Annotated in this window: 20 protein-coding genes; 16 read left to right on the top strand and 4 right to left on the bottom strand. The window is 57.7% G+C overall.

The genetic code is table 11. From position 1 onward, the window contains the following. Nucleotides 1–21: 21 nt before the first annotated feature. The 5 genes from putA to PKE72_RS11605 all read left to right on the top strand — a co-directional run bounded on the left by putA (nucleotide 22) and on the right by PKE72_RS11605 (nucleotide 6781). The gene (gene putA / locus PKE72_RS11625; RefSeq protein WP_271165542.1) at nucleotides 22–3153 is read left to right on the top strand and encodes a bifunctional proline dehydrogenase/L-glutamate gamma-semialdehyde dehydrogenase PutA; all 3132 of its coding nucleotides are present in this window, start codon (nucleotides 22–24) and stop codon (nucleotides 3151–3153) included. Nucleotides 3154–3271: 118 nt separating this feature from the next. Next, nucleotides 3272–4045, top strand: coding sequence for an ABC transporter permease (locus PKE72_RS11620; RefSeq protein ID WP_271165541.1), 774 nt, complete (start codon nucleotides 3272–3274; stop codon nucleotides 4043–4045). A gap of 233 nt (nucleotides 4046–4278) precedes the next feature. After that, nucleotides 4279–5256 carry a KpsE/RkpR family capsule polysaccharide export protein gene (locus tag PKE72_RS11615; protein WP_271165540.1) on the top strand — a complete coding sequence of 326 codons (978 nt, stop codon included), beginning with the start codon at nucleotides 4279–4281 and terminating at the stop codon, nucleotides 5254–5256. Continuing rightward, nucleotides 5256–5930 (top strand): ABC transporter ATP-binding protein, encoded by a 675-nt coding sequence (locus PKE72_RS11610; RefSeq protein WP_271165539.1) that lies wholly within the window; start codon nucleotides 5256–5258, stop codon nucleotides 5928–5930. The genes PKE72_RS11615 and PKE72_RS11610 overlap by 1 nt, the downstream gene beginning before the upstream one ends. After that, complete coding sequence (locus tag PKE72_RS11605; RefSeq protein ID WP_271165538.1) at nucleotides 5912–6781, top strand: hypothetical protein; 870 nt, start codon at nucleotides 5912–5914, stop codon at nucleotides 6779–6781. Before PKE72_RS11610 ends, PKE72_RS11605 begins: the two co-directional genes overlap by 19 nt. Before the next feature lie 7 nt (nucleotides 6782–6788). Here the strand turns inward: PKE72_RS11605 and PKE72_RS11600 are convergent, their stop codons facing one another. Genes PKE72_RS11600 through PKE72_RS11585 form a run of 4 tightly spaced genes read right to left on the bottom strand, consistent with a single transcriptional unit; the run spans nucleotide 6789 to nucleotide 12883 of the window. Next, nucleotides 6789–7667 (bottom strand): class I SAM-dependent methyltransferase, encoded by an 879-nt coding sequence (locus PKE72_RS11600; protein ID WP_271165537.1) that lies wholly within the window; start codon nucleotides 7665–7667, stop codon nucleotides 6789–6791. Continuing rightward, a complete protein-coding gene (locus tag PKE72_RS11595) occupies nucleotides 7660–10947 on the bottom strand; it encodes a glycosyltransferase (protein ID WP_271165536.1) in 3288 nt (1095 codons plus the stop codon). Before PKE72_RS11595 ends, PKE72_RS11600 begins: the two co-directional genes overlap by 8 nt. A gap of 45 nt (nucleotides 10948–10992) precedes the next feature. Then, nucleotides 10993–12078 (bottom strand): GSCFA domain-containing protein, encoded by a 1086-nt coding sequence (locus PKE72_RS11590; protein ID WP_271165535.1) that lies wholly within the window; start codon nucleotides 12076–12078, stop codon nucleotides 10993–10995. Nucleotides 12079–12097: 19 nt separating this feature from the next. Beyond that, nucleotides 12098–12883: a hypothetical protein gene (locus PKE72_RS11585; protein ID WP_271165534.1), complete on the bottom strand. Its 786-nt coding sequence runs from the start codon at nucleotides 12881–12883 to the stop codon at nucleotides 12098–12100. A 221-nt stretch (nucleotides 12884–13104) separates the two neighbouring features. On the opposite strand from PKE72_RS11585, the gene rfbF reads away from it, so the two are divergent. The 11 genes from rfbF (at nucleotide 13105) to PKE72_RS11530 (ending at nucleotide 25514) form a co-directional block, all read left to right on the top strand. Further along, nucleotides 13105–13875: a glucose-1-phosphate cytidylyltransferase gene (gene rfbF / locus PKE72_RS11580; RefSeq protein WP_271165533.1), complete on the top strand. Its 771-nt coding sequence runs from the start codon at nucleotides 13105–13107 to the stop codon at nucleotides 13873–13875. Nucleotides 13876–13909: 34 nt separating this feature from the next. After that, the gene (locus PKE72_RS11575; protein ID WP_271165532.1) at nucleotides 13910–14962 is read left to right on the top strand and encodes an NAD-dependent epimerase/dehydratase family protein; all 1053 of its coding nucleotides are present in this window, start codon (nucleotides 13910–13912) and stop codon (nucleotides 14960–14962) included. A gap of 9 nt (nucleotides 14963–14971) precedes the next feature. After that, nucleotides 14972–15538: a dTDP-4-dehydrorhamnose 3,5-epimerase gene (gene rfbC, locus PKE72_RS11570; RefSeq protein WP_271165531.1), complete on the top strand. Its 567-nt coding sequence runs from the start codon at nucleotides 14972–14974 to the stop codon at nucleotides 15536–15538. Further along, nucleotides 15535–16479, top strand: coding sequence for an NAD-dependent epimerase/dehydratase family protein (locus PKE72_RS11565; protein WP_271165530.1), 945 nt, complete (start codon nucleotides 15535–15537; stop codon nucleotides 16477–16479). Before rfbC ends, PKE72_RS11565 begins: the two co-directional genes overlap by 4 nt. 8 nt (nucleotides 16480–16487) lie before the next feature. Next, entirely contained in the window at nucleotides 16488–17597 is a 1110-nt protein-coding gene (locus PKE72_RS11560; RefSeq protein WP_271165529.1) for an NAD(P)/FAD-dependent oxidoreductase, read from the top strand. A 126-nt stretch (nucleotides 17598–17723) separates the two neighbouring features. Beyond that, nucleotides 17724–18785 (top strand): NAD-dependent epimerase/dehydratase family protein, encoded by a 1062-nt coding sequence (locus PKE72_RS11555; protein ID WP_271165528.1) that lies wholly within the window; start codon nucleotides 17724–17726, stop codon nucleotides 18783–18785. A gap of 8 nt (nucleotides 18786–18793) precedes the next feature. Next, complete coding sequence (locus tag PKE72_RS11550; RefSeq protein WP_271165527.1) at nucleotides 18794–21532, top strand: rhamnan synthesis F family protein; 2739 nt, start codon at nucleotides 18794–18796, stop codon at nucleotides 21530–21532. A 58-nt stretch (nucleotides 21533–21590) separates the two neighbouring features. Next, nucleotides 21591–22550 (top strand): NAD-dependent epimerase/dehydratase family protein, encoded by a 960-nt coding sequence (locus PKE72_RS11545; RefSeq protein ID WP_271165526.1) that lies wholly within the window; start codon nucleotides 21591–21593, stop codon nucleotides 22548–22550. Continuing rightward, nucleotides 22547–23896, top strand: coding sequence for an HAD-IIIA family hydrolase (locus PKE72_RS11540; RefSeq protein ID WP_271165525.1), 1350 nt, complete (start codon nucleotides 22547–22549; stop codon nucleotides 23894–23896). Before PKE72_RS11545 ends, PKE72_RS11540 begins: the two co-directional genes overlap by 4 nt. Before the next feature lie 23 nt (nucleotides 23897–23919). Then, nucleotides 23920–24885, top strand: coding sequence for a GHMP family kinase ATP-binding protein (locus PKE72_RS11535; RefSeq protein WP_271165524.1), 966 nt, complete (start codon nucleotides 23920–23922; stop codon nucleotides 24883–24885). Further along, nucleotides 24882–25514, top strand: a complete 633-nt coding sequence (locus PKE72_RS11530) for a D-sedoheptulose-7-phosphate isomerase (RefSeq protein WP_271165523.1) — start codon at nucleotides 24882–24884, stop codon at nucleotides 25512–25514. The genes PKE72_RS11535 and PKE72_RS11530 overlap by 4 nt, the downstream gene beginning before the upstream one ends. Nucleotides 25515–25732 lie beyond the last annotated feature (218 nt).

The raw sequence follows: 25732 nt of genomic DNA, 5'->3' as shown, positions 1-25732 counted from the left end.
AAATCCACAGGACCTGCCGCCATGACCTCGCCCGCCTTCACGCCCTCGAGCCTGACCGCCTGGGACGGTCTGGACCACCACAAGTTCCGGGACGAGCGCGAAGCCGTAGCCGCCAATCTGGCCCGCATGCCGCTGGACTCCGCCGAACGCCCGGATGTCGTCGCGGAGGCCACCGCCCTGGTCGAACACGCCCGGCGCAGCCAGAAGAAGCAGGGGGTGGTCGAAAGCTTCCTTCAGCAGTTCAGCCTGGGCACCCGCGAGGGCCTGGCCCTGATGTGCCTGGCCGAGGCCCTGCTGCGCGTGCCGGACGAAGAGACGCGCGACCGGCTGATCGCCGAAAAGATCGGCTCGGCCGACTGGGCCAGCCACCTGGGCCAGTCCGACAGCCTGTTCGTCAACGCCTCGACCTGGGGCCTGATGCTGACCGGCAAACTGGTCGATGTCGATGACGAGGCCCGCAGCGACCTGCCCGGCTTCCTGAAGCGGATCGCCGGTCGTCTGGGCGAGCCGGTCATCCGCCAGGCCGTAGCCACCGCCGTCAAGATCATGGGCGAACAGTTCGTGGTCGGTCGCACCATTCAGGGCGCGCTGAAACGGTCGAACAAGGAAGGCTGGCTGTGCAGCTTCGACATGCTGGGCGAGGGCGCCCGCACCGTCGCCGACGCCGACCGCTACGAGAAGATTTACGCCGACGCCATCGAGGCCGTGGGCAAGACGTCCAAGGGCCAGGGACCGGAACACGGCCACGGCGTCTCGGTGAAACTGTCGGCCCTCTCGCCCCGCTACGAGGCGACGCATGAGGACGACGTCTGGGCGACCCTCTATCCTCGGATCCTGCGCCTGGCCCAGATCGCGGCCAGATACGACATCAACTATACGATGGACGCCGAGGAGGCGGACCGTCTGGCCCTGTCGCTGAAACTGCTGGACCGACTGGCGCACGAACCCAGCCTGGGCGGCTGGACCGGCCTGGGTCTGGCGGTTCAGGCCTATCAGAAGCGCGGGCTGGAGACGATCGAGCGGGTCGCCGACCTGGCCCGTCGCTCGGGCCGCCGGTTGATGGTGCGCCTGGTCAAGGGCGCCTATTGGGACACCGAGATCAAGCGCGCCCAGGTCTTCGGCCGCACCGACTATCCGGTCTTCACCACCAAGGCGGCGACCGACCTGAACTATCTCGTCTGCGCCAAGGCCATGATCGAGGCGGCGCCGGCCATCTATTCCCAGTTCGCCAGCCACAACGCTCACACTCTGGCCGCTGTGCGGCGCATAGCGCGCGACAGGGGCGTGGCCGTCGAGCACCAGCGCCTGCACGGCATGGGCGAGGCGCTTTACGACGCGGCGCATGAGGCCTGGGCCAACGAGACCGTCATCGTCCGCGCCTACGCCCCTGTCGGCGGACACGAGGAACTGCTGCCTTATCTGGTCCGGCGCCTGCTGGAAAACGGCGCCAACTCCTCCTTCGTCCACGCCCTGCTGGACGAGCGCGTGCCCGCCTCGGCCGTCGCGGCCGATCCCATCTCCCTGGTCGAGCAGGCGCCCGACCGTCACCCCAAGATTCCGGTTCCGCAAGACATGTACGGCGATCGTCAGAACTCCCTCGGCCGCGATTATTCCCAGGCCGCCGACCGTGAAGCCCACGCCCGCGCGCTGGAAGGCATCGACCGCGAAAAGCTGACGTCCGGCCCCATCGTCGGCGGCAAGCTGCGCGCCGGGATCGACGCCCAGGCCGTAACCAATCCGTTCGACCGGTCGCAGGTGCTGGGCCATGCGTCGGAAGCCGAGGCGACCGACATCGACGCCGCCGTCGAGGCCGCTGCGAACGCCCAGGTTCAATGGGACCGTCAGGGCGGGGCCAAACGCGCCGTCATCCTGCGCGCCATGGCCGAGGCGCTGGAGGCCGATCTGGACCGGCTGGTCGCCCTGCTCAGCCGCGAAGCGGGCAAGACCCTGAACGACGGCGTCGCCGAGGTGCGCGAGGCCGCCGACTTCTGCCGCTTCTACGCCCTGCTGGCCGAGCGCGACTTCACCGCCCCCCAGACCCTGAAGGGCCCGACCGGGGAGACCAACCAGTTGATCCTGCACGGGCGTGGCGTCTTCGCCTGCATCTCGCCGTGGAACTTCCCCCTGGCCATCTTCACCGGCCAGATCGCCGCCGCCCTGGCCGCCGGCAACGCCGTCCTGGCCAAGCCCGCCGAACAAACGCCGCTGATCGCCGCAGAGGCCGTGCGCCTGTATCACAAGGCCGGTCTGAACCCCGACCTGCTGGCCCTGGTTCCCGGGCGCGGCGAGACGGTCGGCGCGACTCTGGTCACCCACCCCGGAATCGACGGCGTGGCCTTCACCGGCGGCACCGACACGGCCGCCGCCATCAATCGCTCGATCGCCGCCCGCCTCGGCGCAATCATCCCCTTCATCGCCGAGACGGGCGGTCTGAACGGCATGTTCATCGACACCACGGCCCTGAAGGAACAGGTCATCGACGACGTGATTCAGTCGGCCTTCGGCTCGGCCGGCCAGCGCTGCTCGGCCCTGCGCGTCCTCTATGTCCCCAAGGACTCCGCCGACGCCCTGATCGCAGGATTGAAGGGCGCCCTGGCCGTCCAGACCGTCGGCGACCCAGCCGATCCCAAGACCGACATCGGCCCGGTGATCGACCCCGAATCCCGCCGCGCCCTGGAAGCCCACGTCGAGCGCCTGTCCAAGGAGGCGAAGATCCTCGCCCGCGCCACCCTGCCGCTGGGCGCCGAAAAGGGCGACCTGTTCGCCCCCACCATCGCCGAGATCCCCACGGCCGATTTCCTGGAACGCGAGGTGTTCGGCCCTATCCTGCATATCTATCGCTACGACTCGGCCGATCTGAAGTCGGTCGCCGGCAAACTGGCCGCCCGTGGTTACGGCCTGACCCTCGGCGTCCACAGCCGCATCGAAGCCTTCGCCGCCGAGGTGATCGAACTGGTCCCCGCCGGCAACGTCTACGTGAACCGCTCCATCACCGGCGCGGTAGTTGGGGTCCAGCCTTTCGGCGGTGAAGGACTGTCAGGCACGGGCCCAAAGGCGGGCGGCCCCAACAGCCTGATCCGCTATGCGTCGGAGAAGGCGATCAGCGTGAACATCGCGGCCCAGGGAGGGGATCCGGCGCTTTTGAATCTGTAGTGGCCACGATTGACGGGGTGGCTAGTCAGCAGGCCTTGACACTCGTTCTGTCTCCTGTGATGTGGCGTGCTATTTGAATTCCTGCGCGCCGCCTTGGTCCGCGGTTAAAGGCGAAGGCATGTTCCGCTACGCTAAGCGTCACGCCGTGATAATCGGCTCGTTGATCATGCGAGAGATTGTGACGCGCTTTGGTCGAGAAGGCATTGGTTTTCTCTGGCTAGTAGCCGAGCCGCTGCTTTTCTGTCTTGGCGTCATGGGGCTCTGGTGGATAATTAAACCGGAGTACGAACACGGCATTCACGTCGCCGCTTTCGTTATGACTGGATATATGTCCATCCTCCTTTTCCGACACATTGTCAGCAACGCCAATGGGGCCCTTCAGGCAAACGCTGGCCTACTGTACCATCGGCGCGTTCGGCCGCTGCATATTTACATATCTCGATCGCTTATGGAGCTGGCAGGCGGGACCATGGCTTTTATCGTCGTTTATATATTTCTTCTCATTATTGGCGTTGTTCATCCTCCTAGAAATTATCTCCTCCTGTATTTTGGCTATCTCGCATTAGCGGTTGTTTCTCACGGGTTTGCTGTCACTTTTGCTGCCATCGCTATCCGATTTGAGTTTATGGAGCGAATTTTGCCTGTCTCCATGTACCTCATGATTCCTCTGTCTGGTGCTTTTGTTATGGTTGATTGGGTGCCGCAGCAGTACCAGGCCCTCTACCTTCTAAACCCACTTCCACATGGCGTGGAGATGATTCGCGCTTCCGTTTTTGGGGAATTTGTTCCAACCCACTACAGTATTGTCTATATAACGGCGTGGGCTTTGGGGTTGAATTTGCTGGGCTTAGTGCTTTTGGCACGTGCGCAGCGTCTTATTGATATCGATTGATGTCACTTTAAAACACACCACTGCTACATATGTGGATTGGGCGGTAAATGACTGAGCCTCGGCTAAATTATATTGGACCTAACAATACTGATTTGGAATCTACCGAACCTGAAATTGGTCTTCTTCAGAGGTTGCCGGTAGGTTTCTTGGTAGTTGTTATACTGCCAACATTGTTAGCAATGCTATATTACCTTGTTGTAGCGTCGCCGCGATATGTATCGGAGGCGAAATTTATGGTCCGAAGCTCCTCGCAAGAACAACCGTCCGTTCTGGGGGCGGCGCTTCAGGGGGTTGGGATTTCGAGCGGTTCTTCCAGCGTTTTCGCTGTACACGAGTATGTCCGCTCGCGCGACGCCGTGCTTGACCTGCAAAGGACGTTGAATATTGGTCAGGCTTATGGGCGCGCTGACATTGATATTTTCTCGCGGCGGCCGCAACCGTGGGCTAATCGGTCGTTTGACGCCTTTTATAAAGGCTTTCAATCCTATGTGACGGTCGGACATGAGTCTGCAACGGGCATAAGTACCCTACGTGTTGAAGCCTTTTCTCCCAAGGAAGCGCAGCGGATCAACAACGCGCTGCTCGATGGCGGAGAACGCCTAGTCAATCGGTTGAATGAGCGGTCTTCCAGTGATGCGCTGGCTGAGTCTGAACGCACATTGCAGGAAGCGCAGGCCAGATTGATGAACGCCCAAGCAGGCTTAACCGCCTTTCGAAATCGAGAAGGAGTGATTGATCCGGGTCGTACCGCGCTCGCGGCGTCCGAGTTGATAGGCGAGTTGAAGTTGAGGCTGGCGACTCTGCAGGCGCAACTTGCTCAGGTCGTGTCGACCACTCCCCAAAGCCCCCAAATTGGTGTGATCAACAGTGAAGTCGCGGCGCTTCAGCGTCAGATTGGCCTGGAGGAGGCGCGCGTGGTTGGGCAGCGCGGGTCCTTGGCGCCTAAGATCGCGGCCTATGAGGATCTGGTGCTCGAAAAGGAATTTTCGGACCGACTGGTCGCTTCGGCCACTGCCGCACTAAACAACGCACGGTTGGACGGACGCCGTCAGCACCTCTATCTGGTCCGGGTGGTGAACCCAACTGCGCCGGATAGCTCTTCGGAACCACGCCGCTGGATGATGATCCTCACAGTCTTCGCCACGGCCTTAGTGTTGTACGGTATCGGATGGCTTGTGCTGGCTAGCATTCGAGAAAGCAGAACACATTGATGACGACCGCCGAGGGAGTGGGCCTTCGCGTTGACGGACTGGGCAAGACTTATCCTGCGCCAGGCTCAAGGCCTGTGCTGCGCGATCTCAGTTTCGATCTCGGCCGCCAAGGTCGGTTGGCCGTACTCGGTCGAAACGGGCAGGGTAAGTCGACCCTTATAAAAATCCTTGGCGGAATCCTTCAACCTTCGTCTGGCACGGTGAAATGGTCGATGACATCGTCATGGCCGATCGGGCTGGGCGGTGGCTTTCAGGGCAGCCTGACAGGGCTCGATAATATTCGCTTTATTACGCGTATATATGAGCGTGATTTTGAACAAGTCTTTGAAAGAGTAGAAGGGTTTGCGGAGTTAGGACCTGCAATGAACAGGCCCGTGAAGCATTACTCGGCTGGCATGAGAGCGCGCCTAGCCTTTGGTCTTACACTGGCCATAGAGTTTGACTGCTATCTAATCGATGAGTTGGTTTCCGTCGGTGACGCGCGGTTCCAGCGTAAGTGCAATGAAGAACTGTTTGAACGACGTGCAGACCGTGCCTACATCATGGCTTCGCATGACATGCATATGATTGCATCCCTATGTGAACGTGCCTTAGTCATTGAAGGGGGCAGAGCCAGAATTTTCGATGATGTTGGCGAAGCCGTTGATGTCTATAAATGGTTGAAAGCGGCGTGATGCAGTCCTTTAAGCAGGTCCGCATTTTTCAGGTTCCCACGGCGGCTGTGTCGGGTTGGCGCGCCCAGATAGCCGAGGCCTGCGCACGGGCGGGCTGGGAGTATGCGGAAATCCAGGCGGGCGAAACTCTTGATGACTTCAACGACAACTCTGTGGTCGTTGGATGGTTCAGCGATACCGGGGACGCGCGCGCACACTGGATCGTCCATACAGCTTCGCCAAGCCATGTACTGGATCTGCTCATCAACGACGGGTTCGATGAGCGTGAAGCCGTCTATCACGCGGGGCTACGCTTGGCGATCGCATCAACCGTAGCTGAGCGGGGCGCGGCGGTCGCTTATCAATCGGATCCTAGTCTAAAAATTCCAGGCCTTGGGCATGTTGAGGCAGTGGGGGAGGGATCATCTGCCTGCGCCAATCCTCGCGCGGCCGCCTTCGCGCTATATGATCGACTTCCGACATTGCCCGGCACGCGCGTGGCATGGGGCGTCGATATGTTCACCTACGAGAAGGATACCCAGGGCGACGACCGTAGAATTGAACTTTTGGGCAGGCGGCGACTGCTATTCAACGGACCTAACATCGCGCTTCCGCCCGGAGTGTGGGTCGCCAAGGCGAGGTTCAAAATTGAACCGCAAGACCTGGCGGACCTGTTCATAGAATGGGGGCATGGCGCAGACGCAGTCTATCTACGCCATGAATTCGTACGCGCTGGAAAGTACGAACTGACGCTGTCGAGAACTTGGACGAAGGTAGAGCCCGCTGACTTCCGCATAAGTATCATGACCTCGGCGTTGGCCGGTTGGCTGGAACTCGATGAAGTGATCGTGGAAAGGGCACCGGACAACTGACTTAGATTCATGCCTTTTCATAGAGGCCGAACATGAAGTCGTTTGGAAGGCAGCCTGCCGCCGTCAATTCGTTCTCAATCGCGATCAGCATCGACACCAAAGCCTCGCTCTCGGGTGACCCGTCGTTGACCTTGTTAGCATTCAGATGCCCGAACAGCGGGTGCAGCAAGGCTCCGCCGACGAAGCGCTCGTAGGTCGGCTGGAAATACATCGGCAACAATACTGGTATTAGCGGCGCGCGGACCCCCTCCGAAGGATCGTTCGCGATGATCATATCCATGGTTGGAAGCCGCAACTGCTCGTCGCGGCTCGTCCGGAACGCTTGAGGAACTTGGCCGAGCACCCTGTTGACAGTGTCCACCTGAGACCGGGGGTAAAGCTGGTAGCAGGCCCCGACATACTCATTTACGATCACCATACCGCCGGGGCGGAGAACCTTTCTTACCGAAGTCAGCATGCCTTCAAGATCGACGACATGGTGCAATGAGCCAGAGAATAGAACCGCGTCGAATGCATCCGCTTGCCCAGGCTCTTCGATGAATTCCTCGAAGAGCCTGACAGAGAAGTCTATTGAAAGCCCTTCAGCTTCCGCCGACGCTCGTGCGAGCTGGATGGCCACGGGAGATGCGTCAAATGCGACCACTTCGCGAGCGAAGTTCAGGCGAGCGATGGCCAATTCGTGGCCCCCGTCCCCGCACCCGACCGCGAGCAGACGGTTCACGGGCGGGAGCTTTTGCGTGAACAACCAATCCAGCCAGAAGCCAGACTGCCCTGTCATGCGTGTATAGACCTCTTGCGCGACAATAGGGTTCTGGGTCCAGGCCGAACGCGTCGCCGAGGCATACATTGCGTCCCAATGGTCGGCAGCGGCATTGGATTCAGTCACTCGATAATATACTTTCAAAAGAAAGAGGAAGACGGTCGTGGCCCAGCATGGCCGCTTCGCGGATGAGCGCGCTGTATTGATCCAGCATTTCGGCGTAACCGGGGCGACTTTTCAGGACGAGCGGGCTTTGCGTCCCCATTGCTTGCCTTAGGGCCGTGTCGCGAACAAGACGAGTCAGCAGGTCTGCGAGCGTTTTGCAGTCCCCGGGCGCATACGAGAGAGCGTTTACACCGAAGTCAAGAATCTCCGGTATGCCGAAGACAGGCGTAGAGATAATGGGGAGACCGAACGCCATCGATTCCACCAAAGTCCTTGGCGCGCTTTCGATGCGGGAGGTGCAGATCGAGATGTCCGCCGCAGCGTAATATAGCGACATATCCTGTACCGCTCCGGTGAGCCTCACCCTTCCAGACATGTCGGGGGCCATTTCGCCTAGCACCTTCAGCAGACGGTCCCGATAGGTCAGTTCGACATGCGCGCCCACAATGAAGACGCGGACATTCTGCTGGACGTCAAGCGGGAGTTGCCGGACGGCCTCGACTAGATCGATTTGTCCTTTTCGATCACAAACGGTCCCCATCAGCATGATTGCGACTTCGTGGTCGGCGATCTTTAGCCGCTCACGAGCATCCTTGCGATTCCACTTTGCCAGTTCTGCAGCCTGTCGCTCAGGCGGAATGCCGTGCCGGACGGTGAGGCTATTGTTCCGAAGATGAAGGGGAGCCCAGCCCTCGCGAGTGGCGTCCGCAACATACGTGACGCAATACGCTTGAGAAAAGGCAGCAAAGGCACGCGAGCGGACACGAGGCGCTTCTGCATTGAAATATGTATGCCACGCTTCACTTTCGTGCTGGCACCATATCGCCGGAATGCCCGCCAGGGTAGCCCCCGAAACCCCTGAGAACATCGGCACCGTGTTAACGACCACAACGTCCACGGCGAGCTGCCTTAGGCGCTGCGAGAGGCGCGCTGTCAAATCCACGAAACTAGCGTCGAGACATCCCACGGCGGGAGGGGTGAAGAATTCGACAGGAATGCCTTCGTCTGTGTAATCGGCATTCAACGGTCCGTCTCGTGGCGACAGAATGAGGGGGTCGACGATCCCCGCTCGCTTGAGACCAACCATGAGGTCAAAGAGAGTGTTCGGCGCCCCCTCCCGCTCCAAATTGTGGGAGATGGCGGCCACCCGCAGCCGCCCCTGGAAGCGGCCGGGCGAACGCCGTGGAATGGGTTCAAAACTTTCCGTCGCCAGAGAAAGGTTAGGATTATACCAAGGATCCCGCCAGTCCTTGTAGATGCGACGCAGATTGATCACCTCTTCGGGGGCATCGTGCCGGGATCGGGTCTTGCCCTCTAGATGGAAAAGTTCAGCAGTAGGAACATAGACACATCGATGTCCGCTGCCTATCAGCCTGTAGCAATAATCAACATCGTTGTATGCAACAGCAAAGTTGTCTTCATCGAAGCCGGCTTGTTCTAGAAAAAGTGCTCGGGGAGTTAACATGCAAGCTGCGGTGACAGCAGAATATTCCCGCGCTGTCCGGACAAAACCCATATAGCCCCAGTCGTGCGGGGCAAGACTTCTGAAAGCGTGCCCGACCAGGCCATCGTTATAACCATGTACGATGCCTGCGTGCTGAATGGATCCATCTTCAAAGTAGAGCCGAGCGCCGACAGCGCCCACGCCCTGCATTTGGGCGTATCCCATCATCTGGCTTAACCAGCTGTCTGAACGGATGACGGTGTCGTTGTTCAAGAACAGCACGAATTCAGATGACACCTCGGCTACCGCCTGGTTCATTAGGGCGGCGTAGCTGAAACCATTTTCTCGTTGCGGAATACGCACGACACGAACGCCGTCATTTGCGGCCTCCTGAAGCAGTGACAGCGCCTCAGGCTCGTTACTTCCGTTATCGATTACGAGGATGTCGTAGTTTTGATACGTTGTCTTAAGTAGCGACTTCAGACAGTCGCGTAAAAGTTCGGCCTTGTTGAACGTCGGGATCACAATCGTGACGGCGGGCCCATCATCCGCGAACTCAATCTCGAACATGCCGACTTTGGCTGCATTGGCCCAGTCGGGAATGATGGCTTGCCCATCGATCCCTCGTCGAAGCAGGGCATTTTGGACGGCCTGCCGGCCGCGCTCCAGGCTTTTCGGCTTGGCGTCGCCTGATACGGCCGTGGAACCCGGCGTCGCGCGCCAATGATATAAAATCTTGGGAACATGCCCGATATGGCGGGCATGTTCACTGGCGCGTAAAGCGAAGTCGTAGTCTTGGGCACCGTCAAAGTGGCTGTTTAGTCCGCCGAGGGCGACGTACAGTGATCGGCGCGCCGTGAAAATGTGGCTCATGTACATGAACGACATCAGCAAGCTCGGCGACCAGTCGGGCTTGAACTGGGGGGCAAATCGACGCCCCTCGTCGTCGATCTTATCATCATCACTGTAGACGATGTCCGCCTCAGGGTGAGCCGCATAATAGAGAGCGATTTCGCCCAAACAATCGGGGGTCAGCAGGTCGTCATGGTCGACGAAGGCGACGACTTCTCCTTGTGCTGCATCAACGCCGAGATTCGTGGCGTGGCTTATCCCGCGGTTCTCATCTTCGCGTATGACGAGGATTCGCGGATCGAGACCTTCGATGCGTGACAGAGCTGCGATCGTCTCGGCGGAGTCGCTTCCGTCATCAACCAGTATAAGCTCCCAGTTAGAATAGACTTGATATATTATTGAGGCCAAAAGCTCGTCCAGATGACGGGCCGAGGTGTTGTAGACGGGCGTGATGATTGAAAATCGTGGTAACTTTCCCGCAGCCAATAGGGCTGCATCAAGATCACGCCGCGCGACTTCTGTGAAAGCATTGGCAAAGCACCAAGACTGGTAGCGGTCGAGTTCGCTTAGGAAGGGCAGGAGTTCCGGAGGGGCATGGCGACGGGCGTTTTGCAGCACCTGGTACTCGTCCCCGGTCGCGATGGAGGCGCTTCGTCGCAAGTTTGGGAGGAGGCCCATCTGCCGTAATCGCTTCTTGAGAACGCGCAACGGGCGCGGCAATTGCTTGCCCGCTTTTGACCGCAACAACAGCTCCACCTGGGCCTCAAGTTCCGCCTGGCGCTGCAACATGGCCACGAAGTCGGAATCGCGTGCCACGATACGATGCGTCAGCTGCATCAATTGGTCGTTGAGCAGGGCCAATTCATCCCGGATGTCGGAAGGGACGCGGCCTCGAGAATTGGCGCCTTGCGGAAACATAGCTGTCTTTGAAACGGATGAGGGCATGGGTCCTTATGAGGCTTTGACTGCAAGCTGGGAGCGCTTGCGTAGCTACTCCCTCGCCAAAAGCTCCTCGTCACACAGAACCTGCACCACCTCCTTCATCGCGTTGATCGAGGCTCGCCCCTCGGCCACGCTCGATGCTTCGGCGTTTGTTGACGCGGCTGCATCCACCGCGCCGGCATCAGTTGCATGTTTGAAGAACAGGCCCATTACGTGCTTTACGCCGTCTTCCAATACCGAGCGCCTATCTTCGCCGAAATAGCGGCCGGCCGACGGTCCGGCCGTGATGATCTCAAAGGAGGGAAAGTAAGTGACGTGAGGAAATTCGGATGTCAATTCCTCAGCCGCCACCCTAAGAACAGACTTTGAATATACCGTCGATGTTACTACATGGCGATTTATGGCTGTGGCGGCCAGAGGTACGGGCGAAACGGTTAAAATCACCCGCGCCCGAGGATTGACCCGCGCCAGATTCTGCAAGAACTCCTTCATGTCGGCCACGACCTCGGCGACTGAAAGATTGACGAATCCTGTTGTATCGTCGGAGTACTCGCCTCCGCTGACACCAGGACAGATCGGCAGCGCCGCGCCCGTCGCACGGTCAAACCAGCATTCGGTCAGCCCCAGCGTAAAGACGAAATAATCCAACTCTTCAAACATGCGACGGACCTGCGCCAAGTGCTGGGCGCGATCAATTTCGAGTTCCGCCAACGATGAAAACCCGCCGGGCTGAATTGTCGGACGAAACGGATCGGCGTATCGGCCGTGGCCAAGTGGCCACGAATCCAGATCATACGCCGTTGATCCATAGGCGCGTTCAAATAACTGCTTCAGCTGTCGAGAAGTGTAAACGTTGCCGTATCGGGCGGAATAGGTCGAGTATTGAAATTCTTCCAAGATCGCGTCGCTCGCTAGGAAGTGCCCCTGCTCAACCACAAAGTAGCTGAACCCACGCAACCTCATGTGGCGAGCGATATGCTGCGCGAAGCAACTGCCTGCAGTCGCAACCTTGTCGTGCCTCGCGATCACAAAAGGAAAATCGACGACGGGATCAAAGGCGCTGAGCTCAATGGTGCTGACCGCCCGATACCAGCGCGTATGCGAGGGAAGATTTTTGTAGGGATGAGATGTCATCGGGTTGCCTTAAGTGTTGTCAGGCGAAAGCGGTATAGGCGCCGATCTTTTGCGAAATGCGCTCTTCGATCTGAAGAAGAACCTGCTCACCATACCATACGTTGGCGTGCGTAGCGTCCTCACCGTATCCGTCACGCACCAAGTATCCGTCGTCAGTCATGGTGTGGGGTGGAGCCCCCATGTATTCTATGTCGTTTGAACGACAAAAATCACGTACCTTTTGAGAATGTAAAAGGAATAGCTTGCGGCGCAGGGGGGCACCAACCACATTCTCAGGCTGTGCGATGTAGTTGCCGAGATGGGACGCGACATAGGCGTCATCTTCATACGGTGGTGGCGTTTCCAGGCAGACAATCGGTTGTTTGATCATCCGACGAAGGGCCTCCAGCTGGAGCATATACGGAGCCATGTGTGCATCGAGCGCGCGAGACACCAAATCCGCAGGAAGGACCGTGGCGCCGCGCTCAATAGGAAGATCTGGAGCGCCCGCGTATACAAAATCAAAGGCAGGCGACAGGCGCTGGAGCCCCAAGACCACGTGTCCCGATCCGCCGAATTGAACGCAATAAATTGTATCAGCCATATCAACGATCTGCGATTCGGCCTGAGCGATTACGTAGGCGTTGAATTCAATGTGCCCGCTGTCGCCAAGAGCGGCGTAGTCGGTGTTGTGTACCCAGACGTCGTGCAGCCAGACCGCAGCCATATCCGCTGGGCCGGTTCCGGCGGGCGGCAAATTCCTATGGTCAAGGGCGGATCGGACTCGCGTGAGATGGCTGTGCCCCATGGCGACGATGTTGGTCATTAGGCCCTTTGGTTCCCTACAATAAGTTCGTTCAAGCAGTCGTTGAGTCGGCCCGATATTACTGCCCTATGGTCCGACGATCTAAATCACACGCGGCCTCGTTGTCGACCGTTATGAACACCGCCCGCCATCTCAGGTGGGCTGTTCACCCTGATCCTTTCGACTTGACGTCATCCAGACCCACCGACTACGACGAGCGCGCTTCTATCAGGGGACAACATATGAAAGCGGTTCTTTTAGCGGGCGGCCTGGGCACACGGTTGTCTGAGGAAACCAGCACCCGTCCGAAGCCCATGGTCGAAATCGGGGGAATGCCGATTTTATGGCACATCATGAAGATGTACAGTGCCCATGGCGTTACAGAATTCATTGTTTGTCTTGGTTACAAAGGTTACGTGATCAAGGAGTACTTCACAAATTATTATATGCATCGTAGCGACGTGACCGTCGATCTTGCATCCAACCAGACCACGATTCACAACGCCAAAGCTGAGCCATGGAAGGTTACTCTCGTAGATACAGGTGAGGATACGATGATCGGGGGGCGGATTAAGCGTATCATGCCCTATGTCCGGGACGACGAAGCGTTCTGCCTAACTTATGGAGACGGCGTGGGCGACGTGGACATTGCGGCGGGGATTGCACTTCACAAGAAGGAGGGGCGCCTGGCGACCGTGACAGCGACCCAGCCCCCGGGACGCTTCGGTGCGATGACGCACGAGGGTTCGCGTGTAACCGGGTTCATGGAGAAACCCACTGGCGACGGTGGATGGATCAACGGCGGCTTCTTCATCCTTAATCCCGCTGTAGAGCAGTATATCGAAGACGACTCCACCGTCTGGGAGCGCGAACCCCTGGAGCAACTGGCGGCCGACGGTCAATTGAGCGTGTATTTCCACAACGGGTTTTGGCAGCCCATGGACACGTTGCGGGACAAACGTCATCTCGAAGAGCTATGGAGCGCCGGGAAGGCGCCATGGAAAATTTGGTAACCTCCCTCCTCAAGTGGGCTGAAGGATCGATAAATTGAAAATCCTAGTGACTGGTAATCAGGGCTATGTGGGTCCTGGCGTAGGTCGTTACTTGCGCGAGGCTCGTCCCGAGGCCGAAATTTGGGGTTACGACACGGGGTATTTCGCTCATGCTTTGTCGGGTGCGCTGGATTCGCCCGAACACGTGCTTACGGGGCAGTATTTCGGCGATGTTCGGAACATCCCCGACCGCTGCTTCGAAGGCGTCGACGCGGTCGTGCATTTGGCCGCCATCTCGAACGACCCGATGGGTAACCAATATGAAGCCGTCACCCACGAAGTGAATCAGGAGGCAAGTATCGCCTGCGCGCGTAAGGCCGCCGCGGCAGGCGTCAAGAACTTCATCTTCGCTTCCAGTTGCAGCGTCTACGGCTTCGCGCCGGGCGGGGCCCGCAGTGAATCCGACGAACTAGCACCTCAAACCGCGTACGCTCGCTCGAAGGTAGGCACAGAAAAGGCTCTGGTCGAAATGGATCGAGGCGGCATGATTGTCACATGCCTGCGGTTCGCCACGGCTTGCGGCATGTCCGACCGGCTTCGGCTGGACTTAGTGCTGAACGACTTTGTCGCTTGCGCGATAGCAAAAGGCGAGATCACCGTGCTTTCGGACGGCAGTCCGTGGCGGCCGCTGATCGACGTCATGGACATGGCCCGGGCGATAGATTGGGCCGTTGATCGTTCGGCAGATAATGGCGGAGCCTACCTGTGCGTCAACATCGGCTCTGATGAATGGAACTATCAGGTCAAGGACCTTGCCGAGGCCGTGCAGAACAAGGTCATGGGCACTAAGCTGAGCATCAACACTGACGCCCAGCCTGACAAACGATCCTACAAGGTGGATTTCTCCCTCTTCCGCGAGTTAGCGCCGAAACATCAACCCCAAGTGACTCTTTTGGCGTCCATTGATCGTCTCCTTGTCGGGCTAGAGCGGATGGCCTTCGATGATCCTGACTTCAGGAACTCGCCGTTCATGCGTCTCAAGATGCTTGAAGGTCATATCCAAGCCGGGCGGCTGTCCCGGAACCTCGACTGGACATACGCGAAGTAGGATCCGCAGATGATTTTTCACAAAACGCCGCTCGAGGGCGCTAGACTAATCGAACTGGAGAAGCGCGGCGACGATCGCGGATTCTTTGCGCGGGCCTTTTGCGAAACTGAGTTCGCGCGGGAGGGCCTAGTCTCTCATTTCGTCCAGATGAACAACTCGCTCTCAGGCAAGAAGGGCACCCTACGCGGAATGCACTATCAGATGACGCCCCACGCCGAAGTCAAGGTTGTGCGTTGCATCCAGGGTGCGCTTTGGGACGCGATTGTGGACCTGCGTCCGCAATCTCCTACCTATCTCAAATGGTTCGGCGCGGAACTCTCTGCCGAGAACCGTATGTCAATGTATGTTCCCCGCGGTTTTGGGCACGCCATCCTGACGCTTACAGACGACGTTGAAGCGATCTACATGGTGAGTGACGCCTACGCCCCTGAGGCTGAGCGCGGAATTCGTTGGAGTGATCCGAAGATCGGCGTGGAGTGGCCGATCGAGCCAGTCGAGATTTCCCAGAAGGACGCGGCTTGGCCTGACTTCGATCCCACATTCCACGGGGTCGCTTCATTCCGGAGCCTTGGGTGAAAATTCTCCTCACCGGTGGCACCTCGTTTACGGGCTTATGGTTTGCCAAGGCGTTGGTCGAAGCAGGCCATAAGGTCGTCGCCACGACGCGAGGCGACCTTGGTAACTCTGACGGCGTCAGAGGCGTGCGGATTCGTGAGCTTGCGGCGATTGCCGAGATCCGCGAGTCGATAAGCTTCGGCGACGACGGCTTTTTGGCCATGACTCGCTCCGAGTCTTTTGATGTACTCTGCCATCACGCGGCCGAAGTGGGCAACTACAAGAGCCTTGATTTTGACGTGTCGGGGGCCATAGCCGCTAACACGAAAAATATGGCGCTTGTCCTGGAGGCCATGAAAGCGAATGGTCTGCGTGCCGTGGTGGCCACTGGCAGCGTGTTCGAGAACGACAACGGCGTGGGTGACGGCCTGTTGGAGGCATTCTCACCCTACGGGCTTTCGAAGAGCCTTTCTTATCAGGTTGTAAGGTTTTGGGCCCGCCGTGTGGGCGTGCGCCTCGGCAAGTTCAACATCGCCAACCCGTTCGGTGTGCTGGAGGAGCCGCGTTTTTGTAACTTCCTCATCCAGACATGGGCCAAGGGAGAGACTGCCCGTGTCAATACTCCGACGTACCTCCGAGACAACATCTTCGTCGACCGTTTGGCTTTGCATTATGCTGCTTTCGTCGCGGACATCGTGACGTCTGTGACAGATCAAACTATTGGTCCGATCGGGTTTGCGGAAAGCCAAGGCGCCTTCGCCCAGCGTTTCGCAGCCGCCATGCGGCCGAGATTGGGTCTTGAATGCAAGCTGGAACTGGGAGAGCAGATTAACTTTGATGAGCCGATGATCCGTCTGAATTCGGATCGCCTGGCGCCGCCGATCGGCTGGTCGGATGATGCTGCCTGGGACCGTTTAGCGGCCTACTACGCCGAGTCTCTCCCCTGGCTGACCGCGAGCTGAATTGCAGCATGTCGGCTGACTTTGACGTTGCGGTCATTGGCGCAGGTGTCGTGGGCTTGGCAGTCGCGCGCGCGGCCGCCGAAGCCGGCCGCTCAGTCTTGGTGATCGAGCGAAACAAAGGTATAGGTCAGGAAACCAGCTCCCGGAACAGTGAAGTTATACACGCTGGGATTTACTATCCGCAGGGCAGCCTAAAGGCTCGTTTTTGCGTGCGTGGCAGCGATCTACTTTACGAGTACTTATCGACTCGCCGACTTCCGCACCAGCGTTGCGGCAAGGTAATTATTGCAGTGGAGCCCGCCGAGATAAGCACCCTTGACGCTCTTTATACGAAGGCGAGGGGTAACGGCATCACCAATCTTCGGATGCTGAGTGGCGCGGAGGTCCGGCTGATGGAGCCGGCTGTGAAGGCCGTAGCTGGCTTGCTTTCTCCGTCCACCGGCATTTTGGACAGTCACGCCTTCATGCTCTCTCTCCAGGGCGACGTGGAGGCGAATGGCGGCATTTTTGCTTTTAACGCGAAGTTTGAGCGCGGCAGAACTCTGCCGAATGGCGGCTTTGAACTGTTCGTCGGCGGTGAACATCCAGCTTCAGTGATGGTCGATCAGCTCGTTGTTGCAGCCGGCCTAAACGGTGAGAAAGTCGGACAATCACTCGAAGGCGTGGCCCCGGGAGCCACTCGTGCACTGCGATACGCAAAGGGCCACTATTTCCGGTTGCGAAAACGCTCGCCTTTCAAACATCTCGTATACCCCGTGCCCGTTCCTGGCGGCCTGGGCACACATGCCACGATTGATCTCGGCGGCCAGGCGCGTTTCGGCCCGGACGTGGAATGGGTCGATGATATCGACTATTCCTTCAGTCCAGGGCGCCAACTGTCTTTCTATCAGTCTATCAGTCGCTGGTACCCTGATATCGCTGTAGAGGACCTAACGCCAGATTACACCGGGATTCGGCCGAAACTGGTCGGGCCAGCGGGGCCTGATGCAGACTTTTGCGTCGAAACTGCGGATGATTTGGGGATTAAAGGGCTAACTTTGTTGCAGGGAATCGAGTCACCAGGTCTGACTTCGTCTCTCGCAATCGCAGAATATGTGGCGCGCCGGGCCGGATGGTAGTTTTCTTTCTTCGTCGGTCGGCACCCGAATAGTATTTTGTATAGTGTCGGAGGGTAACCCTTTGACTTGATTTATTATTCATCGGCCTGTCGACGGCCGTTATCGGAATGGCTGAGGATCTTGACCATGAAAACTTGCCTGGTTACCGGAGGCGCGGGGTTCATAGGGTGCGCCATGTCAGAGGCGCTCGCTTCTGAGTTTGATCGGGTCATTGCTTTCGACAATTTGCACCCCCAGGTTCACGCTAATCGAGTCCGCCCTGCCGCTTTGGATGTGCGTGTGGAGCTGATCAAAGGTGATGTGTGCGACCCTGAGGCTTGGCGCGACTTCTTCCAAGAGAAGATCGAGATCGACACCGTTATCCACCTAGCGGCCGAAACCGGTACGGGGCAGTCCCTTACCGAGGCTAGCCGCCATGCGGAGGTCAATGTTGTCGGCACTACCCGCATGCTTGACGCCTTCGCGAGCGCCGGTTTGAGGCCGCGAAGGATCGTGCTGAGCTCCAGTCGCGCCGTTTATGGTGAGGGTAGTTGGGCGGCCGATCAGGGAAAGGTTCTTTATCCCGGGCAGAGGTCCGACGCCCAACTCGCGGCTGGTCAGTGGGATTTCCCTGGCGCTCGTTCCCTGCCATCGGACGCGGCGACGACAATGCCCAGTCCGACCAGCGTCTACGGCGCGACTAAACTGGCGCAAGAGCAGATTCTTTCAGCGTGGGCGCATTCCTTTGGCATTGAACTGGTGTTCCTACGTCTTCAGAACGTCTACGGACCTGGCCAGTCTCTGACCAATGCCTACACTGGGATCGTACCGCTGTTCATCCGCTGGGCGAAGGAAGGCAAGAGCATTCCACTGTATGAGGATGGCAATATTGGACGTGACTTCGTCTATATTGAGGATGTGGCCGATGCTCTGACACGGGCGGCTACCCGACCTCTGCCGCAGCGCCTAGTATACGATGTCGGCACTGGTCGGGTGACCACTATCCGCGATCTCGCAACCAACATCTCCCGTATTTATGACGCACCGGAACCCCATGTGTCGGGGCAATACCGCAATGGCGACGTCCGCAGTGCGACCTGCGTGATCGCCAGCACCGAAGCGGCGCTCGACTGGACGCCGCGCTGGTCCCTGGACGCCGGCTTGCGGTCGCTGTGCGACTGGATCGATTCTCAGCTTCTGACTAAGTGATCTGACCGATGAAACGACTGGCGATTTCGTTCTTTTATGACGGCCAAGGCATCCTAGATGATTACATGGTTGTCCTGCTGCGTTCGATGCGAGAGCACTGCGAACGTATAGTATTCGTGGTAAACGGGCAGCTGACCAAGGAATCGCGCGCCAAGGTCGAGCCTATTGTTGACGAAATCCTAGTTCGTAGTAACGACGGTTTTGACGTGGGTGCCTACAGGGCCGGACTCAATCACATTGGGTTCGAACAGCTAAAGGCTTATGAGGAGGTCATTCTCTTCAATCATACCTTTTACGGGCCAATTTTCCCATTCTCCGAAATGTTCGGAACTATGGAAAAGACCAAGTGCGCCATGTGGGGCATCACAGCCCACAAGGAGGTGGTTGGGGATCCCGCGATGGGACGCGAGTTCGTTCCTTTCCATCTTAATTCGCACTTCATCAGCTTTAGGAAGCCGATTCTTGAGTCAAAATATTTTAAGAATTACTGGGACAATATTCCGGTTATCCGCAGCTATGAAGATTCGATCCGTCTGCATGAGCTAGAGGTAACTGGGTATTTTCAGAAGCGCGGTTTTGCGGTTTCCTCATATGTGAAGCCTGAAGACTACGGCGCACCCTACGCGGCTTTCATGGAAATCGACCGCACGATCGAAGGGCGCTCGCCCATCCTCAAGCGACGCGCATTGTTCCACGATCCGATCTTTGTAGAAGAACAGGCTGTGGATGTGGCGCGCGCGCTCGATCTCGTCGAGAAGCGATCAGCTTACAATTTAGGATTGATTTGGCAGAATATAACGCGCGCTACCACATCGCGTACCCTGTACACCAACGCTTCACTTCTACGCGTCCTGCCCGACGTGCGGCTAAAGAAGACACGCAAGAGGCCCGACGTCGGGCGCATCGCCGTCTTCGCACACGCCCACTATGACGAACTTGTCCCGGAACTGTTGGAGTATGCGTCTAACATTCCCGGGAAATTTGACTTCATTTGCACCACAACGGATGCGGCGCGCAAGTCTCGTATCGAGGCCGCCGTTGCGGGACACCCCAAAATAGAAAAGACTATTGTGCGTGTGGTCGAAGTATTGTGTGGGCGCGACATGGCTGCTCTACTCGTAACGTGCGAAGATTTGCTGAACAATGGGGACTATGATCTGATCTGTCGCCTGCATACGAAGAAATCTCCACAGGTAGATCCGCAAAAGGGCGCGCGATTCAAACGGCATATGCTGCACAACACGGTCGGAAGCGAAGGTTTCGTAGCGAACCTTCTGGATCTCTTTGAAAGCAATCCCCGGCTCGGAATCGTTGCTCCCGCGATGTACCATTTTGGCTACCCAACGCCGGGACACGCTTGGTTTGTCAACCGCCAGCGAGCTATCGAGGCGGCAACCCGCATGGGGGTCGCGCTTCGTTTGGACCAATTTTCACCTATCGCTGTCTACGGCGGGATGTTTTGGTTCCGTCCCGTGGCGGTGAAGAAGATGCTTGAAGCGGGCTGGGACTATGATGACTTCGAGAAGGAGCCCCATCCGACTGACGGCGCCCTAGCGCACGCACTTGAGCGCCTTTGGGTGAACGTCGCTGCGGACGCGGGCTACGTCACCTACTGCGTCTTAGACTCGCAAAGCGCTTCGGTGAGTCATACGCTGCTTGAATACAAGCTTGATCGAATTACTGGCTACCTTCCAACCGGTGATTTACGCCATCAGGTTGAGCTACTGCAGCGCGTACAGCCGGCCCTGCAAAATTACTTTTTGGGTGAAGCGCGTCATTCTGGTCGGGCGTTGGGTGCAGAGCTTCATCAGGCGATCGAGGACCTGCAGAATACACTCAAAAAACAGAAGATGCTCATGGCGCGTCAGGCGGAGCGAAATAGCGAAACTCTTCGCGCCCTGGAGAAACGCTCGTCGTCAATCTGGAGCTTGGGTAAGAAGTCAGGCGTTAGATCGACGCGATCGGATATCCAAGTCTTAGGCGATTATTTCAATGCGCTATGCAATAAAGGTGCGATTTCGGTTAGTGAAGTTCCTGAAGAAAATGCTTTGGCCGAGTATGCTTCGGGCGGTTTCCTTGGCGGAAAAGAACTGACGTGGCTATTCGACAGCTCATACTACCTGGTTCAGAATTCCGATGTCGCGGATTCGGGGAAGAATCCTTTGGTGCATTTCGTGCAGTATGGTTGGGCTGAGCGCCGGAATCCGCACCCCCTTATCGACCTGCAGTACGCTGAACGGCTCACTCCGGAGTTGGCAGACGGCGACACGCCAATGGCTATGTATCTGCTGCGCGGCGGGGATTCGAAGCGGCGCAGCCATCCGATTTTTGATGACGTTTTCTACTGCGAGCAGTATGAATCGGAGCTGTATGGCGATGCCTTAAAGCACTTCTTGGCGCATGGCGCTCGGGGTGGACAGCCTCATTTGCTGTTCGACCCGAACTTCTATCGCGGGCAGGCCTCTTGGTTGGAAACAACGGCGTCGCCGTTGCTCCACTACATGTCCTATGGTTGGAAAATGGGCTTACGTCCCCATCCACATTTCGATCCGGCTTTCTATATTGCGGCTTACGGTGATGTGGCGAAAGCTGGTGTCGAGCCGTTGAAGCACTATCTAGAGTATGGTCACCGCGAAGATCGCAATCCCAACGAAGGGTTTGATTCTAGGGGCTATCGTCGTCACGCGGACTTGGGCTACGATAATCCGTTGTCGCCCCTGGAACATGCTATGCGAAACCAAAAATAGGCCAATGCGGCTTTGAGCCATTGAATGTGGAGCCCGCACCGGTCGGGTTGGGCGTGGTATGACTTTTTCACTGATCACCGGAGGTGCTGGGTTCATCGGCACAAATTTGGCACGCGTCCTTCTTGAACGTGGCTTCAAGGTGCTGGTGATCGACGATTTGTCTCTGGGGCGGCGCGATGCGCTACCTGATGTTCCCGACGACGGAAGATTGCTTTTTCGCCAGGTCGATTGCGCTGACGCGGAAGCCCTAGGGCGCGCTGTGATGGATGCCGGGATTGTGGTAAGCGAGGTCTGGCATCTCGCCGCCAACTCGGACATTCCTGCCGGCGTTGAGGATCCCTCGGTGGATCTGCATCGGACCTTTCTAACAACGTTCGGCGTGCTGAAATTCATGCGGGAGTTCCGCGTTCCTTCTCTTCGTTTCGCTTCTAGTTCAGCTATCTACGGCGATCACGCAGGTGCCAGTCTTACGGAGACCACAGGGCCTTGGGAGCCAGTCTCGAACTATGGAGCGATGAAGCTGGCGTCTGAAGCGCAAATACGCGCGGCGGTCGAGTCTTGGTTACAGCGGGCCGATATATTTCGATTTCCGAATGTGGTGGGCATCCCAGCCACTCATGGGGTCATCCTAGACTTTGTACGCAAGCTGAACCGGACACCGGGAGTTCTGGACGTTCTTGGCGATGGGGCTCAGTGCAAGCCCTATATTCACGTGAAGGACCTAGTTAACGCCATGTTGCACATCACCGGTCAGTCGGGAAAGTATGTGGTGTTTAATATCGGCCCTGCGGATCAGGGCGCATCGGTGCGCCTTATCGCTGAGGCCGTGCGCGATCACGTTTCACCGGATGCTGAAATCCGGTATGGATTGGGTAGTAAGGGTTGGGTTGGCGACGTTGCTCGCGTAAATTACGATATTTCGCGTCTAGCTGCGACTGGATGGTCCAGTTCTCGGACCTCGATTGAAGCAGTCCAGCAAGCGGTGCTGGATATCGCCGTGCAGGAGGCGCGTCGTTGAAGCAGGCGGTCATCTTGGCCGGCGGCAAGGGAACGCGATTGGCCGTTCGACTTGATGGACGACCGAAGCCCTTGGTGGAGGTCTGCGGCGAACCTTTGCTCGGGCGACAACTGCGTGCGCTCGCTGACCAGGGAATCGAAGATGTCTTGCTTTTGGTGAACCACCGAGCGAAAGATATTGACGAATTCGTTGCGACCGCTACCGCGAACGTACCTTTACGTGTGGCCCTTCGCGACGACGGCGACACGCCGTTGGGTACAGCCGGAGCGCTATTCGCCGCTATCGACGATCTGGATGACGAGTTTCTTCTGGTCTACGGTGATACGCTCTTTGATATCGACGTAGCGGCGATGCTGGAGCACCACCGCGTTCATTTGGCGGACGTCACCCTTCTGGTCCATCCAAACGATCATCCAGCCGACTCCGACTTGATTGAATTGGATGACGCGGATCGCGTCGTCGCCATGCATGGCTACCCCCATGCAGACGGGGTCGATTACGACAACCTCGTAAACGCCGCGTTCTATGTATGTAGACGGAAAGGGTTGGGGCGGTTGCTTGAAACCGGGCGACCACAGGATCTGGCCAAGGATCACCTCCCGGCTTTGCTCGCGGCAGGCGCTCGTCTTTTTGGCTACAGGAGCTTTGAATATATTAAAGATATCGGCACGCCATCCCGTCTTGAGCTCGCGGAAGCTCATTTGAAGAGCGGCAGGGTAGCGCGGGCGCGACGTAGCATGCCGCAGCACGCCGTCTTCGTCGATCGCGATGGCACACTCAATGAGTTGAACGGCTATATCAGCGATCCTGACCAGCTTTGTCTGATCGATGGCGCAGGCGCGGCTGTGGCCAGACTAAACGCTCTCGAGTTTCGAGTCATCGTGACGACGAATCAGCCCGTGATCGCCCGTGGGGAGTGCGATGAAGCGGGTATGGGGCGAATACACCGCCGCCTTCAGACCCTTCTTGGCCATCACGGGGCCTTCGTCGATCTCATTCAGTACTGTCCGCACCACCCGGACGCGGGATTTGTCGGCGAAGTCCCCACTCTCAAGCGGAAATGTGAGTGCCGCAAGCCCGGGATTGCACTCATCGAACAGGCGAGGGAGATCCTCAACGTTGACCTGAAGAAGTCTTGGTTCATTGGTGACAGCACAGCGGACATTGAGGCAGCGCGGCGCTCTGGCCTGAGGTCGATCTTAGTGCAGACCGGGGAGGGAGGGGCGGACGGAAAATACCCCTGCCATCCTGACTACGTCGTCGCTGACCTTGCTGAAGCTGTTTCCTTGATTGCCACTGGACCGCTCGAGTCGCGTGTGGGCCAGAGTCAGGAAGCGGTTTATTGATTATCAGCCGAACGCCTTTGAGAATGAGCTTCGTAGGCGGAGGGAGCGATCTTCCTGCCTTCTACCGCCGCCACGGCGGAGCTGTTCTGAGCTGCACAATCGACAAATATGTATACATCAGCGTAAACCCGAAGTTTGATGGCGGCATTCGCCTCGCCTACTCCCAGACCGAAGAAGTCACGAGCTTGGCTGAGATCCAGCACCGCCTCTTCCGCCACTCCCTTGAGATGCTTCAGGTGAAGGGCGGCGTTGAGGTGACTACGACTGCCGACATCCCTTCGAGAGGCACGGGGTTGGGATCCTCAAGCGCGTTTACCGTTGGGCTTCTGAACACCATGAAGGCTTATCTGGGCGAGAGCGCGACGGCCGGCGACCTAGCCGCTTGGGCCTGTGAGGTCGAGATTGAGCGGTGTGGGGAGCCTATCGGCAAGCAGGACCAATACGCCTCTGCCTTTGGCGGAATTAATGTTATTGAATTCCGGCCCGATGACACCGTGGATGTGCAGCCGATTCTGATTCTCCCAGAGAATCAGGTGCGTTTGCAGTCCGAGTTGATGATGTTCTATACCGGTACCACCCGCAGCGCCTCACAATTGCTTGCTGCGCAGAACATGGCCATGGAGAGCGACCCTGCTGTCGAGAGGCGTCTGCTGCGAATGATGGACTTGGTCTATCGCATGCAGTCGGATCTTGAAGCCGGTCGAATCTCAGATTTCGGCACCACTTTGCATGAGAACTGGCTCCTTAAGCGCGAACTGGTTAGCGGGATTAGTAGCAGTCAGATTGACAACTGGTACGCCGCAGCCCTGTCAGCTGGGGCCACTGGGGGGAAGCTTCTTGGAGCAGGGGCTGGCGGCTTTCTTCTTGTGCATGCGCCGCTTGACTGCCATGAGCCTGTGAAGCGGGCCGTCGGCCTCAAGCATGTGCCCTTCCGGTTTGATCCACTTGGCACGCGTATCATCTTTTCCGATCCGTGCACTGACCGATGAGCATTAAGATTTTTCCAACTCGCAGCTTCGATAGTGCAAGCGCGTATAGCGAAGCCTATTTCGCTGAACTGCAATTAGCCCGGCGTAGCATTGCACCCGAGGCCATTGACGCAGCTGCCCGCTTGCTCCTCGATGTCATAAAGACCGACGCAACGATACTTTCTTGTGGAAATGGCGGTTCGGCGGCGATTTCCAACCACCTGCTCTGCGACTACCTGAAAGGTATACGCACCGGTACAAATATCCGCACCAGGGTTAAATCATTGTCGTCTTCGCCAGAGCTAATCACGGCGATCGCCAACGACATTTCGTTCGATGATATCTTCGCCTATCAAGTAACGTCCCTTGGGCGACCGGGCGACTTATTGATCGCCACAAGCTCTTCAGGGCAGTCTCCGAACATAGTCCGCGCTATTGAGGCGGCCCATCAGCATGGTTTGAAAGTTGTTGCCATGACCGGGTTCGCCGGCGGGACTGCGTCGAAAATGGCCGACGTTTCGCTTCATGTGGCTTCAGGAAACTATGGGATCGTTGAAGATATACATCAGAGCCTGATGCATATCCTCGCACAGTATCTGCGGCATGCCCATCTCGTTAATCCGCAGGACCTAGGGGTCACCCGATTCTGAATTTCAGTTCGGAACTAGGCCAACATCTGTAAACGACGTTGGGGTTGATTTATCCTTGTAAATTGGCGTTGCGCGAAGTTTCTTTGATAAAGTCAATCGGAATGACGACCTCAGGATTTAGGCCTGTGCGAGTACGCGCCTCAGATAGGCCCCATAGGTGCCCTTCCCCAGCTTGGTGGCGAGTTCTTCGAGCTTGGCGGCGTCGATGAAGCCCTGCT

The sequence above is a fragment of the Brevundimonas intermedia genome, from assembly GCF_027922165.1.
In the GTDB taxonomy this organism is placed as follows: Bacteria; Pseudomonadota; Alphaproteobacteria; order Caulobacterales; family Caulobacteraceae; genus Brevundimonas; species Brevundimonas intermedia.
Note: the sequence above shows the minus strand (reverse complement) of the source record. Positions and strands in the feature narration are given on the sequence as shown.

Coding starts and splice junctions, on each gene's coding strand:
- putA (WP_271165542.1), top strand. CDS start 22: ATGACCTCGCCCGCCTTCACGCCCTCGAGCCTGACCGCCTGGGACGGT.
- PKE72_RS11620 (WP_271165541.1), top strand. CDS start 3,272: ATGTTCCGCTACGCTAAGCGTCACGCCGTGATAATCGGCTCGTTGATC.
- PKE72_RS11615 (WP_271165540.1), top strand. CDS start 4,279: ATGGTCCGAAGCTCCTCGCAAGAACAACCGTCCGTTCTGGGGGCGGCG.
- PKE72_RS11610 (WP_271165539.1), top strand. CDS start 5,256: ATGACGACCGCCGAGGGAGTGGGCCTTCGCGTTGACGGACTGGGCAAG.
- PKE72_RS11605 (WP_271165538.1), top strand. CDS start 5,912: ATGGTTGAAAGCGGCGTGATGCAGTCCTTTAAGCAGGTCCGCATTTTT.
- PKE72_RS11595 (WP_271165536.1), bottom strand. CDS start 10,947: ATGCCCTCATCCGTTTCAAAGACAGCTATGTTTCCGCAAGGCGCCAAT.
- PKE72_RS11590 (WP_271165535.1), bottom strand. CDS start 12,078: ATGACATCTCATCCCTACAAAAATCTTCCCTCGCATACGCGCTGGTAT.
- PKE72_RS11585 (WP_271165534.1), bottom strand. CDS start 12,883: ATGACCAACATCGTCGCCATGGGGCACAGCCATCTCACGCGAGTCCGA.
- rfbF (WP_271165533.1), top strand. CDS start 13,105: ATGAAAGCGGTTCTTTTAGCGGGCGGCCTGGGCACACGGTTGTCTGAG.
- rfbC (WP_271165531.1), top strand. CDS start 14,972: ATGATTTTTCACAAAACGCCGCTCGAGGGCGCTAGACTAATCGAACTG.
- PKE72_RS11560 (WP_271165529.1), top strand. CDS start 16,488: ATGTCGGCTGACTTTGACGTTGCGGTCATTGGCGCAGGTGTCGTGGGC.
- PKE72_RS11555 (WP_271165528.1), top strand. CDS start 17,724: ATGAAAACTTGCCTGGTTACCGGAGGCGCGGGGTTCATAGGGTGCGCC.
- PKE72_RS11550 (WP_271165527.1), top strand. CDS start 18,794: ATGAAACGACTGGCGATTTCGTTCTTTTATGACGGCCAAGGCATCCTA.
- PKE72_RS11545 (WP_271165526.1), top strand. CDS start 21,591: ATGACTTTTTCACTGATCACCGGAGGTGCTGGGTTCATCGGCACAAAT.
- PKE72_RS11535 (WP_271165524.1), top strand. CDS start 23,920: ATGAGCTTCGTAGGCGGAGGGAGCGATCTTCCTGCCTTCTACCGCCGC.
- PKE72_RS11530 (WP_271165523.1), top strand. CDS start 24,882: ATGAGCATTAAGATTTTTCCAACTCGCAGCTTCGATAGTGCAAGCGCG.